Origin of the sequence: Amycolatopsis alba DSM 44262, from assembly GCF_000384215.1 — a bacterium.
In the GTDB taxonomy this organism is placed as follows: domain Bacteria; phylum Actinomycetota; class Actinomycetes; order Mycobacteriales; family Pseudonocardiaceae; genus Amycolatopsis; species Amycolatopsis alba.
Genome location: NZ_KB913032.1, coordinates 3,692,666 through 3,708,421, shown reverse-complemented (window position 1 = coordinate 3,708,421; position 15,756 = coordinate 3,692,666). Strand labels below are relative to the sequence as shown.

Below are 15,756 nucleotides of genomic sequence, written 5' to 3'. Positions count from 1 at the left end.
TCATTCCGAGGCCCCTTCCTCCGGAGGTTCGTACTTCGGGAAGCGCGGCTCCGCCCGGAACGACGGCTGCTCGCCGGCGGCGCGGCGGGCCAGCTCGTCCTCCCACATCTTGAAGGTGCGCTTGCGCAGCGACTGGATCAACGCCGACTCCTGCGGTTCCAGACCGCGGTCTTCCCGGTCGGCCTGGTCGTACAGACCGTCGATGGTGTCGTAGAGCGCGAAGACCGCACCCTCGCCCTTGAGGTAGCGCGCGCGGGCGAATTCGGTCTCCTGCACGAACTTCTGCTCGGTCACCGGGCTGATGTCCGAACTCGCCATCGCCCGGAGGACCTCGCGGACATGGCTCGGGTCTTCTTCGAATTCGCCGGTGCGCAGGTTGAGGAGATACCCGGTGAGGCCGCCGTCCGGTGTCGCGTCGACCCGGTAGGTCTGCGCGTAATAGGTGTAGTAGGCCGGTGTCTCGATCACGCGTTCTCCTCAGGGGGCTTCGGCAGCCCCAGCCGCAGGCCTTCCATGAACTTCACCCGTACCTGGTTGATCAGAGCGGCTTCCAGTTGCGCCTGTTCCCTCGTCAGCCTGCCCTGGCTCTTCGCGTCTTCGCCCGCCGATTCCGGGATCTGTTCGTCCAGCTCGCGGTTGTAGGTCGGGAAGTCACGCCGGACCTCGTACAGCGCGTGTTCGTAGACGGCGACCTCGTCGATGCTCTCCAGATGCAGCCGGAGTTCGGCGACGTGCCCGTTCGGCAGCCGGACGTTCATCTGCAGGTCGCGATATCCACTCGCCTGGGGATTCGCGAACCTGTCGTCGAAGCTGACGATCTTGAGATCCGGATGCGCCATCACCGCGTTCAACGCGTTGTAGGCGTCGGCGACGGTCTTGAACTGGATCTTCGCGCCGACCAGGTCGACGAGCCGGGACGCGTCACCGCCGTACTTGGCGATCTTCGCCAGCGCCCGGCTTTCCGTCTTGGGTTCGGTCCGGGCGCCCGCCGTGCCGTCGTTGTTCCCCGCGATCTCGTCGACGATGCGGTTCAAGTGCCCCTGGTTCTCCGCCCAGGCGGCTTCCTCCCTGGCCAGGAACTCCTTGATCTTGGGGATGTCCCCGACGTGCTCGCGCGGGAACCCGGCGTGGACCCGTTCGCTCAGCTTCGAGTCGGCGGCCACTCGCGCCGCTTCCTGGGCGAGATCCCGCTGGTCCTGGGTCAGCGGAGTCTCGCCAGGGCCCGCCTGTTCGACGTCGTCGATCAGCCGGTGCTCGTTCGAGTGCGCCTCGTGAAGAGCGTCCGCGAGCATCGGGATGGCTTCCGGATGCTGCAGGAGACTGGCGATGGTCTTCGGGTTGTTCAGCAGGGAGTCGTTGAGGTACCGGTTTTCCGGGTTCAGCATCAGCTCGACGAGCTGGGGCTGCCCCGGCAGCTGGTCGCGGATGAAGTCACGGAGCGGGCCGAGGTCGTGCTGGACCCCGTCGTCCGTGGTGATCTTGACCCGGTCCTTCTGGTCGTCGAGCGTGGCCAGCGCGGACTCGAACTCCGGGGTGGCGAGCAGCCGGTCAGTGTCCGCGCGGACCTGCGGATCTACGTGCGCGGGAGGTTCCGGCAGCGCCTGGGAGGCCATACCGTAGCCCGCGTCGCGCGGCGGCGTCACGATCGGACGGCCGTCCGGGCCGATCCGCGACGGCGACACGTCGGGCGTGTCTTCCCTGGCGAAAGCGATGCGCGGATCCACCGGCTGATCCGGCCGGGCGAACGCGATCCGCGGGTCGACGGGTCGCGTCGAAGCCGCTTCCGTCTGCGTGGTGTGCCCGTCGGTGTGGTGCGCGGCAGGGCCCTCCGGGACGCCGACGTGCATCAGCTTCACGCCCAGCGGCGGATGCGGCAGGTTCATCAGCGCGCCCGACTGCGGGTCGATGAACGCGACGCCGTCCCGCGTGTTCGCCACCATGGCGACGTGGCCGCGTTCGACGCCGTTCTCGTCGAGGTACTTCACCGCCACGACCGCGTGGTGATCGGTCGGCATGTCCCGCATCTCGCGGATGACGGCGTCGTAGTCGGCGTGGTCGGAGAACTGGCCGCCGAACCGCTCCTCGACATGCTCCAGCGTGCCCCGGCTGTCCATCTCGTGCAGGTGCAGCGGGTCGGCCGTCGAGTCGATGCCGTTCATCCGGTCCATGTACGCGCCAGGGGTGCGGGTGCAGTTGGACCGGTAGCCGTTCGCCAGCGCGTCGGGGTCGTTGAAGTGCGGGTTGACCTCGCCGAGCCTCGGGTGCCTGTCGGCGAGATACGCGGCCTGCTGCGCGGGGCTCGCCGAACCGGCGTGGATGGCCGGTTCGCTCGGCGGGTTCGTCGCGACCGCCATCGACGAGTAGTCGCGTTCGGGGACCGGCAGTTCCGCCGTGTCGTCGGTGGCGAAGTGGTCCTGAGCGGGCTGCTCGCCGTACTCGGGTCCCTTGTCGGCGTCCGCGACCCCGTGGTCCGCCGGGTTCTCGGTGGTGATGGGCGGGGTCTGCGGCTCGTCGAAGCCACCGAGACGCGCCATCGAGCGTTCCTGGGCGAGACGGGCGAGTTCGGGTGCCTCGGCGGCGTGCCTGGCCCGCCGCTCGTCCATCTTCTGCTTGGCGGTCTCGGGGTCGAGGTAGCGCGGGTCGCCGGGAGTGACCTCTTCGGCGTGGATGACCCACTTCGGCCGGTCGACCAGCGGCGGAGTCTTGAACTCCTTGCTGTGCACGTAAAGCTGGGTCTTCGGCTTGTTGATCGCTTCGTGCTCGCCGGGGTTCTCGGCGAGCGACGAAACGTCCTTGCCCGTCTTCGAGACGATGTGGATCTCGACGTCTTGGCCGAACTTCGACTTCGTGTCCGGCGACGTCTTGATGGTGGAGCTGGTCATCGTCGGTTCGGGGACGGTCTGGCCGGGTTCGTAGTGCGCGGCCATCATCCCGGCGGCGCGCATGTCGCCCTTGGTGTCGATACCGCGGATGGCCTCGCCGTGGAAGTCCGGCAGCTCGTTCAGCGCGCCGACGATCGCCCGCGTGCTGCGCTGGGCGTTCTCGAAGTCGGGGTGCGACTCACCCCGGCGATTCGCCTCGTTGATCGCGTAGGCGTGCTCGCGCGAGTACGAGTAGATCGCTTCCGCGGCCTCGGGCGAGACACGGTCCTTCAGCGGGCTGGCTTCGAGCCGCCTTTGCGCCTTCTCGCGGGCCTGCTCGGCCTGATCGGCGTTGTCGTAGCGGTCACGAAGGCTCTTGTGGTCCTCCGGCGAACCGCGGAAGTTCTCGTCGTCGACGTAGCTTTCGTCGTGCCGCGCGGGTGCCTCTTCGGTGCCCTTGAGCCGCTCGCTGATGTCGGTTTCGGTCTTGGGCGCCTGCTGCTCGTCGGGCCGGTCGGCCGGGGGCGGCTCTTCGTCGCCGCGCAGCCGGTCGGCCGTCGACTGGGGCGGTGCCTCGGCGTGCGTCTCGGGCTGTGTTTCGGTGTGTGCCCGTTGGGGTGCTTCCGGCGCTTCCGGGGTGTGGGCGTGCGGTGCGTCGCCACCGCCCATCGGCATCGCCTTGATCGACGTCGGATTGTCGGGCAGCGTCGCGAGCCGCCCGGTCATCGGATCCGCGAAGACCACGCCGTGCGGAGTGTTCACCGCGGCGACGATCCGGGTCTCGATCCGGTCCATGGACCGCGGCGAGCCCTCCGGCGCGTTCGGTTCGGCGGCGGCGTGATGCTCGAACGCCACCGCTGTCCGCGCGCCGACCGGACGTTCGCCCAGCTCACGGGCGATGTCGCCGAAGCCGTTCCGATCAGACCACTGCCCGCCGAGCTGGTCGCTGACGTGCTGCAGCGGCGAGCCGTTCGAAGGCCCGGCGACGGCCTCGCGACCGTCCATGCGGTTCTCGAACGCGACCAGCGCCTCGGCCGAGTTGGTCTGGTAGCCGTCCTTCCACGACTCGGGCGCGTAGTAGTTGCGCGTGTTGGCCTCGCCGATCGCCGGAAGCTCGTCCATGACCAGCCGGACCTGCTGATGCGGTGTCTCGGTCGAACCTGCGTGGATGACCGGCGTCCCGCCCTCGTCGAGCGGCTTCGCCAGTTCGGACCAGCCGCCGTCGGGAGCGTGTTCCTTCTTCGGCTGGGGGGTTTCGGGGGGCGGAGCGTCGGAGACGTCGATCCAGCCGCCGTTGCCGTCGGAGATCTTGGTGCCGAGGCTGGCCATGCCCTTGGTCTGGAACAGCTCCGGGCGTTCGCGGCGCAGCTGTTCTTCCTGGGCGGCCGCCTCCTCGGCCAGCCGGTCCCGCTCGGCGTTGTTGAACTCGCGCCGCTCGGCGACCTTCTGCTGGACCTGCTCCGAGGTCATGTGGCCGTCGTCGCCGGCGACGACCTCTTCGCATTCGACGACCCACTTCGGCAGCCTGCCCGCCGTGCCGTCCGCGACCCGCGCCGCGTGCTCGGGGTGATCGGGATGCCCCGGACCGATCTTGACGTCGGTGACCCGCAGCTGCGTCGCCGACTTCATCAGCACTTCGCGCTCGACCGGCCTGGAAGCGAGGTCTTCGATGTGGCGCCCGGTCTTCGACTGGATGCGCATCTCGACTTCGCCTGCGAAGGTGCTGCGCGGATGGTCGTCGGTGACCCGCGACGCGCTCAGCATCTGCGGGTCGGCGATGACCTGGCCCTTCGTATGCGCTTCGAGGAAACCCCGGATCGCGCTTTCGTTGCCGTTGAAGTTCACCCGCCGCGAGACGAGGCCCTCGTACGCGGGCATCTCGTTGAGGCCGGAGGTGATCGCCTCGATATGCGGCCGGAGCGCCTCCAGCTCCGGGCCGCCGTGGCGCTGGGCGTGAGTGATCCGCTCGGCCATGTCGGTCCGCGTGTAGCTGTGCACCGCGTACGCGCCCTGATCCGACATGTCCTTGACGCGCTGGTCTCCGTGCGCGTCACGCTTGGCCAGACCTTCGCGACGGACCTGTTCGCTCCGGGACTCCCCGGTCGAGGTGTCGAAACCACGCTTGTCGATCTGCGTTTCGGCGAGCGCGCGGTAGGCCGCGGGGTCGTCGGTGTGGAAATCCGGATCCGTCAGGTACGGCTCGTCGACCGTCGAACCGATGTCGTCGGTGGTCTTGTCGTCGGGCGTGACGTCCTGGGGCGCCTCGGTGTCGTGAGGAGCGTCGGTGTCCTTCGGGGTGTCGGTGTCCTTGGGGAGCTCCGTGTCCTTCGGGGTCTCGACGTCCTTGGGCAGCTCGGTGTCCTTGGGCAGGCTGCCGCCGTGGTCCTGGGGTGCCTGCTGCGGCGTCGGCTCCGCAGGCCGCACCGGGGCAGGCTGCTGCGGCGGACGCTGCGGCTGCTGCGTGCGGTCCTGAGGCGTGCGGTCCTGCGGACCCGCGTGCCCGTCCTGACCAGGACGCGGCGCCGGGACCTGCGGCGGACGTTGCGGCTGTGGGCCACCGAAGCGCGGCGGCTCGGCACCGGGCGGCATCGGACGGCCGGGCTGCGGACCAGGGTGCCGAGGCTGGCCCGGCTGCCCCTGATGACCCTGCTGTCCCGGCTGACCGGGGTGGTGGCCGGGCGGAGGCGGCGGTACGGGACCACGGTTGCCGGGGAACGGACCGTTCCCCGGATGCGGAGGACGCTGCGGGGGCGGCGGATAGCCCGCCGGGCCCCGCTGCTGGCCAGGGTGCTGCCCCGGCGGCGGGGGCGTCTGCGGACGCGGCGGGACACCGCCGTTCGGACCGGGACCCTGCGGCGGCCTTCCCTGATAGCCCTGGGGCGGGCCCTGCTGAGGCCGCGGCTGGCCATGCGGACCCTGCGGCGGCGGACCCTGCGGCGGCTGCTGGGGGCGCTGCCGCGGCCCGCGGTCCTGCGGATATCCGCCCTGGCCCTGGTGCTGGGACGGCTGCGGTCCGGTGGGACGCGGGCCCATCGGACCCTGCGGTCCACGGGGCGGCATCGGGCCTCCGCCACCACCAGGCGGCGGCGGAGGAGGAGGCGCGAAACCACCCTGCGGGCCCTGCTGCATCGGCTGGCCCTGGAACGGCATCTGGGCGGGTTGCTGGTCGAAACGCGGCTGCTGCGGTCCGCCGTTGCCGGAGAGCCCGGCTGCTTGGACGTTGTCGTTCGGCCGTCCCGGCCGCGACGGATCGTGCCCGCCAGGGGGAAAACCGCCGGGTGCGGGCCCATTGCCACCGGATCCCATGCCATAGCCGCCCGACGAGCCGGGCGTGCTCGAACCCGAGTTCGGCGCCATGCCGTACCCGCCGGAGGACCCGGACGAGGACGCGCCAGAGGAAGCGGCTGGCGGCATCCCGCCTGCCTGCGACGGACCGGACGAGGGACTCGACGCCGGTCCCTGCGATGGACCAGGCGACGGGCTCGACGCGGGCCCCTGCGACGGGCTGGCCGCCGGTGTCTGGGCAGCGCTCGCCGCGGGTGCCTGCGAGGGGCTCGCCGCCGATGTCTGCGCTGGTGACTGCGCGGATGCCGCGGGTGTCTGCGCAGGGCTCGCCGCTGGTGACTGCGCTGATGCCGCCGGTGACTGCGCCGGTGAATGAGCCGATGCCGCCGGTGTCTGCGCCGCCGCGGCGGGTGCCTGCGTCTGTGTCGGTGCCTGCTGCTGATTCGCGGCCGCCGCGGGAGCCTGCTGCTGATTGCCCTGCTGCTGACCGGAACCGGCGCCGTTGTCCGCGGCCGGAGCGTTGTGGTGGGTTTGCGCCGCGCGCTGACCGTCGCCGGTGCTCGCCGGGGCATCCGCCGGACGTTCCGGAGCCTGCGCCGAGGACTGGCTGACCCTGTCGCCGTCCGCCGCCCGCTGCGGCGGGCCGTCGTCAGAACTCGGTGTGTGCTGCTGAGGGGCCTGGCCCTCCGAACGCGGCTGCGACCCGGACGAAGGCTCGGAAGAACTCCTCGCCGAGGAATCGCCATCAGAGGACGAATCGCGGCTGGAAGAACCGGAATCCGAAGGAGAACGCGAAGGCGTCCCGGAATCACCGGAATCGGCATCCGGCGTCGGAGGACCGTCGACGTCCGGCGTGGCACTGGGCGTGTTCGCGGTGCGGATGTCGCCGATCTGGCTCTTCGCCCCGTCGACACCGCCGCCGACGGCCCCGCCGGAAGCGCCCATCAGGACGTCCTTGGCCGAAAGCTTGTCCAGGTCACCGGTGACGGCGGCCTGTCCGACCGTGCTGACGGCCCCTTCGGCCGCGCCGCGCACGGCACCCCGCGCCGCGCTGTCGACGATCTGGCCGCCCACGCTGTCGGAAAGCCCCTTGGTGGCGCCCTTGCCGATACTGCTGCTGCCCGCGCCGACGACCCCGTCGACGGCGCCGCTGATCGCGGAATCCTTGGTCTTGCTGAGGTCCCAGCTGTCGCGGTCGCCCTTGGCCATCTGCAGGCCCTGGATGCCCGCGTCCATGGCGAGGTTCATCGCCGTGTTCTGCAGGACCTCCTTGCCGATCTTCTTCAGGCCCTCCTTGAGGAGTTTCTCGAGGAGTTCCTTCGCGACCTTCTTGAAGCCTTCCTGCGCGAGCTTCTGCATCAGCTGGCGGAACATCATCTGGACGGTCATGCGGGTGGCGATCTGCGCCGGCGCGATCCCGGCCGTCGAACCACCGAACGTCACCGCGGCGGCCGCGATCATCGCGACGATCTGCGCGGCCAGGATCACCAGCGAGATGATGATCATGTACTTCGTGTACTCGACGTCCAGCGCGGTCGCGTTGCACGAGTCGCCGAGCGCCTTCGAGGAATCGGCGAGCGACTTGAAGTACGCCTCGTCGCCCTCGACGAACTTCTTCCAGGCCTCCGCGAACTTCTCCGCGCCCTCACCGGTCCAGCCGCCGAGGACTTCGGTGGCGCCCTTGGTCGCGGTGTCGGCGATCGGCTGGACGGCCTTCGAGGCGTTGTGCCAGGCGTCGCGCAGATCGCGGAGCTTGTCCTCGTCGCCTTCGGGCCAGCTTTCCCCGACGACGATCGGCAAGAGCCACTTGACCGCGTCGGGCATCTCCATACCCACGGCGCTAGACCTTCTTGTCCAGCGTCGTCTTGATCTCTTCCTCGGCGTTAGTGAACGCGGTCATCGACCGTTCGACGTTGTGCTGCATGCCACGCAGCGCCTCGACGATGTTCGCGAACCCCTCGGACGAACCCTTCGCGCCCGGTTCGTAGTCCTTCGCGAACTCCTTGCCTGCGTCGTCGGTGCCCCAGCACTGGCCGAGCGAGTTGATCGCGGCCATCAGTTCCTTGCCCGCGTCGTCCAGCTGGTCCGCGGCGAGCCCGAGCTTCGCCGCGGCGGTCTTCACCGCGTCCGGATCAGCGGTGAATCCGCCTCCGCCCCCACCGTTCGGCATCAGACTCCCCTGGTCAGCCAGCTCGAAGGCGGCTCTTCCTCGTCATCGTCCGACGTCTGACGCACGCGCTTGGGGATCGGTTTCGGCGTCGGCGGCGCGGGCGGGGCAGCCGCAGGAGGCGGCAGCGGGGCGTCGTCCTTGCGCAGCAGCGGGTCTTCGAAGTCGTCGTCGGACTTCGACGGCGCGGCAGGTTCCTCCTCCGCGAGGAAGTCCGGGATCGCCGGCATCAGCCCTCGCAGCGAAGGGGCGCCTTCGATGAGGTCCGAGAGATCCGGCAGGCCTTCGGTGATCGGGGCCATGAGATCGGCGACCTGCTGCTTGACCTGCAGCGATCCCTGGCGCACCAGGGTCAGCACGGTGTTGGCCAGCTGCGCGGGGTTGGTGCGCTCGAAGGCGTTCGGCTGGATCTCGAGTTTGGCGAGCGTGCCGGTCGCGTCGATGGTGGCGCGCACGAGACCGTCCTGCGAGACCACGGTCGCGGATGTCTGCGAGGCGGCTTCCTGCGCGTCCCGGAGCTGGGCCGTCTGGCGCTCGAACTGCTCGAGCAGCGTGTCGACCTGGTCCTTCATGGCGGCATTGCGCGCTTCGAGGCGTGCGCTGTCGTCGCCGGCCGTCGTCACTTGAGCCCCCGCAAGTACTGGTACCGGGCATACGCCACCCGGTGTCGGTAAGCGTCACCCTAATGCCAAGGGCAAAGCGGTATCACCGGATCTTGCGTTTTCGTACCGCGAGCAGGTGACCGGCGGCTCCGGCCAGGTAGAGGACGGTGGCCGCGATCAGCAGCCCCGGCGAACGGCCGTCGTCCGGGACCACCGTCGCGGCCAGTGAGACCGCGGCGACCTGGGTGATGTTGAAAAGCGTGTCGTAGAGCGAGAAGACCCGTCCCCGCGCCTCGTCGGCGACGTCGAGCTGGACCGACGAATCGACGCAGAGTTTCAGCACCTGACCGGCACCGGTCACCAGGAACGCCGCGAGCAACGCCGTCGGGACCACCATCGGCAGTCCGAGCGCGGATTGCGCGACCGCCGCCAGCACCAGCGCGCCCAGCACCACCCGGAGCCTGCCGAACAGCCGGATCAGCCGGGCGGTCAGCAGCCCGGCCACCAGGATCCCCGCCCCGGCGAACGCCGCCATCTGGCCAAGCCCCTTCATCCCGGCGGCGAAGTGGTTGCGCATCAGCAGCACGGTCACCAGCAGCGAGATCCCGTACGACGCGCGATGGGCGAACAGTGCGACGAACCCGGCCGTGACACTGGGCGTGCGCCAGGCCGCCTTCGCACCGTCGGAAAGGCCGCGGGCGACGGCGAGGGCCGGGTTCGACGGCTCGTCGACCGCCGACGGACCGAGCAGCCCGCGTGCGAACCCGGAGGCGAGTACCGCGGCGCCGATCCCGCCCAGCGCGGCGACCGCGGTGACCCACGCGGAACCGGCGTCGTCGGCACCGGTCAGTTCCCGGAGGCCGATCGCGCAGCCGCCGCCGACGACCGCGAGCACAGAACCCCACGTCGCCGCGAAGGCGTTCGCGGCGACCACGGACGTCTCGTCGACGACGTGCGGCAGCGACGCGGACAGACCGGAGCCGATGAACCGGGAGATGCCTTCGGACGCCAGTGCCAGGGAGAACAGCCCGATCCCCGCCGCTCCCGTGCCGACGGCGACGGCCGTCGCGAGGATGGTGAAGGACCGCAGGAGGCTCGCGAAGATCAGGACCTTCCGTCGGTCCCAGCGGTCGAGCAGCGCGCCCGCGAACGGTCCGACGATCGAATAGGGCAGCAGCAGCGCCGCGAACCCGCCCGCCATGGCGAGCGCGTCGGCGGCGCGTTCGGGGTTGAAGAGGACGGCTCCGGCCAGTCCGGCCTGGTACATGCCGTTGCCCCAGTGCGCGGAGAACCGCGTGAACAGCAGCCGGCGGAAGTCACGGTCGCGCACAAAGGCCCTGGTCGGCACAGCTGAACCCTAAAGAAGGCGGTCGGTGCGCTTTAGGGTCGCCTCTCGGCGGCTATGCGCAGTGTGGCTCCAGCCGGACGGTATTCCACAAAGGCGGTTCTTCAGTGAGCCCGTGGGACACGGAAAGCACACCGACCTGATGTGTCCAACGGTGCTCGTGATGCTGTTGTTCCCTGGCCGGACGATTTGTCTCTGCTCGAAGTGGGATCATGGCGGACGTGCCAGCGGACGCCGAGGTCGAACCGGGAACGCTCCTGGTCGCCGCCCCCACGATGGTCGATCCCAACTTCCGGCGGACCGTCGTGTTCGTCATCGACAACCGGGACGAGGGAACGCTCGGCGTAGTGCTCAACCGGCCGAGTGACGTCCCGGTGTACGACGTACTGCCCAACTGGGGCAGCCATGTCGCGGAACCGCAGTCGGTGTTCGTCGGCGGTCCGGTCGAGAAGAAGACCGCGTTGTGCCTGGCCGCGCTGCGGACCGGCGAGACGGCGTCCAGCGTGCCAGGCGTGATCGCCGTCCGCGGTCCGGTGGCGCTGGTCGACCTCGACACCGATCCCGAGGTCCTGGTCCCGAAGGTCCGCGGCGTGCGGGTGTTCGCCGGGTACTCGGGCTGGGATTCCGGCCAGCTCGCGAACGAGATCGAACGCGACGACTGGGTGATCGTCCCGGCGCTGCCCAGCGATGTCCTCGCTTCGCCGCACCACGACCTCTGGGGTCAGGTGCTGCGCCGCCAGGGCATTCCGCTGGCGCTGCTGGCCACCCATCCGGGAGACCTCCAGCGCAATTAGGCGGTGGCGGTGTCGGCCTTCTTGAAGACGCCGCAGGTCCCGCACGCGCAGCCGCTGCAACCGGCGGGCCGCTCCGGCTCCGGCTCGGGGACCGTCGCGGCGGCGCGGTTGCCGAGCACTCCCCCGGCCGCGACCAGCGCGATCATCCCGGCCACGCCCACGACCGAGGCGAGCACCAGCCCGAACGTCGTCGGCATGACCAGAGCGGCGATACCCGCGAGCACGGCGATCACGCCACCGGCCAGCGTCGGGAGCCCCGCGACCTTGTTGCCGAGGCGGAAGGCGTCGTCGCTGCGCATGGTGGCGGCGGTGCGCACGCCCGCGCCGCGGTCACGCGGCAGTTTCTCGCGCAGACCGAGGAAGCCACCCCAGCCGACGAGGACACCCAGCACGATCGGGACCAGCGCTATGACGAACACTCCACGAGGATAAGCGTGACGTCCCGGCAACCTGCCGGATACCCTGATGGACTGTGCTACAGGCCATGTCACGCCGCGCTCTAGCCGTCGCCCTGATCGGGGCCCTTCCGCTCACCCTGATGGCCGCACCGGCCGCCGAAGCGGGTCACCGTCCGCTTCGTCTCATCGGAGAACAGATCGTCCCGAACTTCCTGCCCTACGAGGGCACGATCGTCGGCGGCCTCTCCAGCATCGACTACGACCACCGCACCGGCGAGTACGCGCTGATCTGCGACGACCGGTCCGCCATCAACCCGGCGCGGTTCTACACGGCGAAGTTCACCCTCGACGCCAAGGGACTCGGCCCGGTCACCTTCACCGGCACCAAGCCGCTCCTGCGCCCCGACGGCACGCCGTACCCGCCGCTCGCGAAGAACGACCCCGCGCAGCCGCAGAACATGCAGACCATCGACCCCGAAGAACTGCGTGTCGACCCCTGGACCGGCCAGTACCTGTGGGCGCAGGAGGGCGAGCGGTCGGCGGCGGCGCGGATCGACCCGTCGATCCGCGAGGCGAAGCGCGACGGCTCTCACGTCCGCGACCTGCCGATCCCCGCCAACGAGAAGATGGCCGAGACGACAGGGCCGCGGCAGAACCTCGCCCTCGAAGGCCTCACCTTCGCCGGATTCGGGTCACTGATCGCCAGCTCGGTCGAGGGACCGCTGCTGCAGGACGGCCCCGAGCCGACCACCACGTCAGGCGGTCTTTCGCGGATCACGCTGCAGTCGCGGTTCGGCCCGATCCTCGCGCAGTACGCGTACCCGCAGGAGAAGGTCTTCGCGTCCCCGAACCCGCCCGGCGGTTTCGCGACCACCGGCGTCTCGTCGCTGCTGGCCGTCGACCAAGCCGATCCGACCCGCTACCTGGTGATGGAGCGCGCGTTCGTCACCGGCGTCGGCAACAAGATCCGCATCTACGAGATCGACACCAAGGGCGCCACGAACGTCGCGAAGGTCCCTTCGCTCGGCAACGCCAAGGTCAAACCGGTCAAGAAGCGCCTGCTCGCCGACCTCGCGGACTTCAAGCTGTCCACTGTGGACAACGTCGAGGGGATGACCTGGGGGCCGCGGCTGCCCGGCGGGGAGCGCAGTCTCGTGCTCGTCAGCGACAACAACTTCTCCGCGACGCAGGTGACCCAGTTCATCGCTCTGGCGGTCCCCTCGGAACGGCTTTGACCAGGGCGTTAAACTGGACTCATGAACACGGCTCGGCTGCTCCTTAGCCTGCCGCGCTGAACTCGGCCGATCGGCCGGGACCAGCGCGGCGACCCCTCATGCCCTCCGGGCTGAGGGGTCGAGTTGTTTCTGGAGTGGCTTGACGTGGATGAGCACGGAGGATTTCGGCGATGAACCAGGCGAGCGAAGGCGCCGACGCGGCCCCTCAGCACCGCTACACCGCGGAGCTGGCGGGCCAGATCGAGCAGCGTTGGCAGGACTACTGGTCCGACCACGGCACCTACCACGCGCCGAACCCGGTCGGCCCGCTCGCGGACGAGAGCGGCGAGGTCCCGTCGGACAAGCTGTTCGTCCAGGACATGTTCCCGTACCCGTCGGGCGCAGGCCTGCACGTCGGGCACCCGCTGGGCTTCATCGCGACCGACGTCTTCGCGCGGTACCACCGCATGATCGGCCGGAACGTGCTGCACACGATGGGCTTCGACGCCTTCGGCCTGCCAGCCGAGCAGTTCGCGGTGCGCACCGGCCAGCATCCGGCCAAGACCACCGACGAGAACATCGCGACGTATCTGCGTCAGCTGCGTGGCCTGGGCCTCGGCCACGACGACCGGCGCCGGATCCGCACCACCGATCCGGAGTACTACCGCTGGACGCAGTGGATCTTCCTGCAGATCTTCAACTCGTATTACGACGAGAAGGCGGGCAAGGCCCGGCCCATCGTCGAGCTGGAGACCGAGTACGCGCAGGACAAACGCCGTACGCCGGACGGCCGCAACTGGTGCGAGCTGACCCGCGCCGAGCAGCTGGAGATCATCGACTCGCACCGCCTGGTCTACATCTCCGAGGCGCCGGTGAACTGGTGCCCTGGGCTGGGCACGGTGCTGTCGAACGAAGAGGTCACCGCCGACGGCCGCAGTGAACGCGGCAACTTCCCGGTGTTCCGGCGCAATCTGCGTCAGTGGATGATGCGCATCACCTCCTACGCCGACCGCCTGGTCGACGACCTGGACCTGCTGGACTGGCCGGAGAAGGTCAAGTCCATGCAGCGCAACTGGATCGGCCGCTCGCACGGCGCGCGGGTGTCGTTCGATTCCGGCGAGCGGAAGATCGAGGTCTTCACCACCCGCCCGGACACGCTGTTCGGCGCCACCTACCTGGTGGTCGCGCCCGAGCATCCGCTGGTCGACGAGCTGACGGCCGCGACCTGGCCGGAAGGCGTCGACGCGCGCTGGACCGGCGAGGCGGCCACCCCGGCCGACGCCATCGCCGCCTACCGCGCCGCCGCGGCGCGGAAGTCCGAATTGGACCGTCAGGAGAGCAAGGAGAAGACCGGCGTCTTCACCGGCTCCTACGCGGTGAATCCGGCCGACGGCAAGGAAATCCCGGTCTTCGTCGCCGACTACGTGCTGATGGGCTACGGCACCGGCGCGATCATGGCCGTCCCCGGCCAGGACGCCCGCGACTGGGAGTTCGCCGAGAAGTTCGGCCTGGAGATCATCCGCACCGTCCAGCCGACGGAAGGCTTCGACGGCAAGGCGTTCAGCGGAGACGGGCCCGCGATCAATTCGGGCTTCCTGGACGGGATGGCCGTCGACGAAGCCAAGAAGACGATGATCGGCTGGCTGGAGGAGCACGACCACGGCCGCGGCACCGTCCAGTACAAGCTGCGCGACTGGCTGTTCTCGCGCCAGCGCTACTGGGGCGAGCCGTTCCCGGTGGTCTACGACGAGGACGGCCAGGTCCACGCGCTGCCGGACAGCATGCTGCCGCTCGAACTGCCCGAGGTCGCCGACTACTCGCCGGTGACCTTCGACCCGGAGGACAAGGACAGCACGCCGTCCTCGCCGCTGGCGCGCGCCACCGAATGGGTCGAGGTCGAACTGGACCTGGGCGACGGCAAGAAGACCTACCGCCGCGACATCAACACCATGCCGAACTGGGCGGGTTCCTGCTGGTACCAGCTGCGGTACCTGGACCCGACCAACTCCGAAGCGCTGGTCGCGCCGGAGAACGAGGCGTACTGGGTCGGCCCGCGGCCCGCCGAGCACGGTGTCGAAGACCCTGGCGGCACGGATCTGTACGTCGGCGGTGTCGAGCACGCGGTGCTGCACCTGCTGTACTCGCGGTTCTGGCACAAGGTGTTGTTCGACCTGGGCCACGTGTCGTCCAAGGAGCCGTACCGGAAGCTGTTCAACCAGGGCTACGTGCAGGCGTACGCGTACACCGATTCCCGCGGTTTCTACGTGCCGGCCGAAGACGTCGTGGAGAAGGACGGAAAGTTCTTCTACCAAGACGAAGAGGTCAAGCAGGAATACGGGAAGATGGGGAAGACGCAGCGCAACGTCGTCACCCCGGACGAAATGTGCGCGTCCTACGGCGCCGACACCTTCCGTTTCTACGAGATGTCGATGGGCCCGCTGGACGTCTCGCGGCCGTGGGCGACCAAGGACGTCGTCGGCGCGCAGCGGTTCCTGCAGCGGCTGTGGCGCCTGGTCGTCGACGAGGAGTCCGGCGAGCTGCGCGTGTCCACTGTGGACGCCACGGACGCGGACCGCAAGCAGCTGCACAAGGCGATCGCCGGTGTCCGCGAGGACTACGCGGAACTGCGGTTCAACACGGCAGGCGCGAAGCTGATCGAGCTGAACAACCACGTCACCAAGGCCTACGGTTCGGCCGACGCCACGCCGCGGGAACTGGTGGAGCCGCTGGTGCTGATGCTGGCGCCGCTGGCCCCGCACCTGACCGAGGAGCTGTGGAAGCGCCTGGGCCACGCGGATTCCCTGGTGCACGGGCCGTTCCCGGTCGTCGACGAGAAGTACCTGGTCGAGGACTCCGTGGAGTACCCGATCCAGGTCAACGGCAAGGTGCGCTCCCGGATCACCGTGCCCGCCGAGGCGGGCAAGGACGCCGTGCAGGCGGCCGCGCTGGCCGACGAGAAGGTCGCCGCCTTGGTCGGCGACGGCACTCCGCGCAAGGTGATCGTCGTGCCGGGACGTCTGGTCAACATCGTGCTGTAGCGACGTGACCGATTTGCGCCAGCGTCGAGGGTCATGAGGCGATTCGATGGAG

Annotated in this window: 9 protein-coding genes; 3 read left to right on the top strand and 6 right to left on the bottom strand. The window is 69.5% G+C overall.

The features are described 5' to 3' along the window. From AMYAL_RS0117580 to AMYAL_RS0117560, 5 genes are all read right to left on the bottom strand, one after another. The gene (locus AMYAL_RS0117580; protein WP_020632620.1) at positions 1–468 is read right to left on the bottom strand and encodes a hypothetical protein; all 468 of its coding nucleotides are present in this window, start codon (positions 466–468) and stop codon (positions 1–3) included. Next, positions 465–7,976 (bottom strand): NAD--arginine ADP-ribosyltransferase, encoded by a 7,512-nt coding sequence (locus AMYAL_RS0117575; RefSeq protein WP_039794038.1) that lies wholly within the window; start codon positions 7,974–7,976, stop codon positions 465–467. The genes AMYAL_RS0117580 and AMYAL_RS0117575 overlap by 4 nt, the downstream gene beginning before the upstream one ends. 10 nt (positions 7,977–7,986) lie before the next feature. Next, the gene (locus tag AMYAL_RS0117570) at positions 7,987–8,316 is read right to left on the bottom strand and encodes a WXG100 family type VII secretion target (protein ID WP_020632619.1); all 330 of its coding nucleotides are present in this window, start codon (positions 8,314–8,316) and stop codon (positions 7,987–7,989) included. Beyond that, positions 8,316–8,936 carry a YbaB/EbfC family nucleoid-associated protein gene (locus tag AMYAL_RS0117565; protein WP_020632618.1) on the bottom strand — a complete coding sequence of 207 codons (621 nt, stop codon included), beginning with the start codon at positions 8,934–8,936 and terminating at the stop codon, positions 8,316–8,318. Before AMYAL_RS0117565 ends, AMYAL_RS0117570 begins: the two co-directional genes overlap by 1 nt. An 82-nt stretch (positions 8,937–9,018) precedes the next feature. Further along, positions 9,019–10,263 carry an MFS transporter gene (locus AMYAL_RS0117560; RefSeq protein WP_026467179.1) on the bottom strand — a complete coding sequence of 415 codons (1,245 nt, stop codon included), beginning with the start codon at positions 10,261–10,263 and terminating at the stop codon, positions 9,019–9,021. 209 nt (positions 10,264–10,472) lie between these two features. Here AMYAL_RS0117560 and AMYAL_RS0117555 point away from each other — a divergent pair, with 209 nt between their 5' ends. After that, a complete protein-coding gene (locus AMYAL_RS0117555; RefSeq protein WP_020632616.1) occupies positions 10,473–11,054 on the top strand; it encodes a YqgE/AlgH family protein in 582 nt (193 codons plus the stop codon). On the opposite strand, the gene AMYAL_RS0117550 is transcribed toward AMYAL_RS0117555, so the two are convergent. Continuing rightward, on the bottom strand, positions 11,051–11,473 hold the full coding sequence (locus tag AMYAL_RS0117550) for an SdpI family protein (protein ID WP_020632615.1): 423 nt from the start codon (positions 11,471–11,473) through the stop codon (positions 11,051–11,053). The two genes, AMYAL_RS0117555 and AMYAL_RS0117550, sit on opposite strands and share 4 nt — an antisense overlap. Before the next feature lie 65 nt (positions 11,474–11,538). Between AMYAL_RS0117550 and AMYAL_RS0117545 the strand changes: the two genes are divergently transcribed. Continuing rightward, positions 11,539–12,687, top strand: a complete 1,149-nt coding sequence (locus tag AMYAL_RS0117545; RefSeq protein ID WP_020632614.1) for an esterase-like activity of phytase family protein — start codon at positions 11,539–11,541, stop codon at positions 12,685–12,687. Positions 12,688–12,857: 170 nt separating this feature from the next. Next, a complete protein-coding gene (leuS, locus tag AMYAL_RS0117540; protein ID WP_020632613.1) occupies positions 12,858–15,704 on the top strand; it encodes a leucine--tRNA ligase in 2,847 nt (948 codons plus the stop codon). Positions 15,705–15,756: the final 52 nt, after the last annotated feature.

What these genes read in the sequence shown, in the direction of transcription:
- AMYAL_RS0117575 (WP_039794038.1), bottom strand. Translation starts at nt 7,976, where the DNA reads ATGGAGATGCCCGACGCGGTCAAGTGGCTCTTGCCGATCGTCGTCGGG.
- leuS (WP_020632613.1), top strand. Translation starts at nt 12,858, where the DNA reads ATGAACCAGGCGAGCGAAGGCGCCGACGCGGCCCCTCAGCACCGCTAC.
- AMYAL_RS0117570 (WP_020632619.1), bottom strand. Translation starts at nt 8,316, where the DNA reads ATGCCGAACGGTGGGGGCGGAGGCGGATTCACCGCTGATCCGGACGCG.
- AMYAL_RS0117555 (WP_020632616.1), top strand. Translation starts at nt 10,473, where the DNA reads ATGGCGGACGTGCCAGCGGACGCCGAGGTCGAACCGGGAACGCTCCTG.
- AMYAL_RS0117545 (WP_020632614.1), top strand. Translation starts at nt 11,539, where the DNA reads ATGTCACGCCGCGCTCTAGCCGTCGCCCTGATCGGGGCCCTTCCGCTC.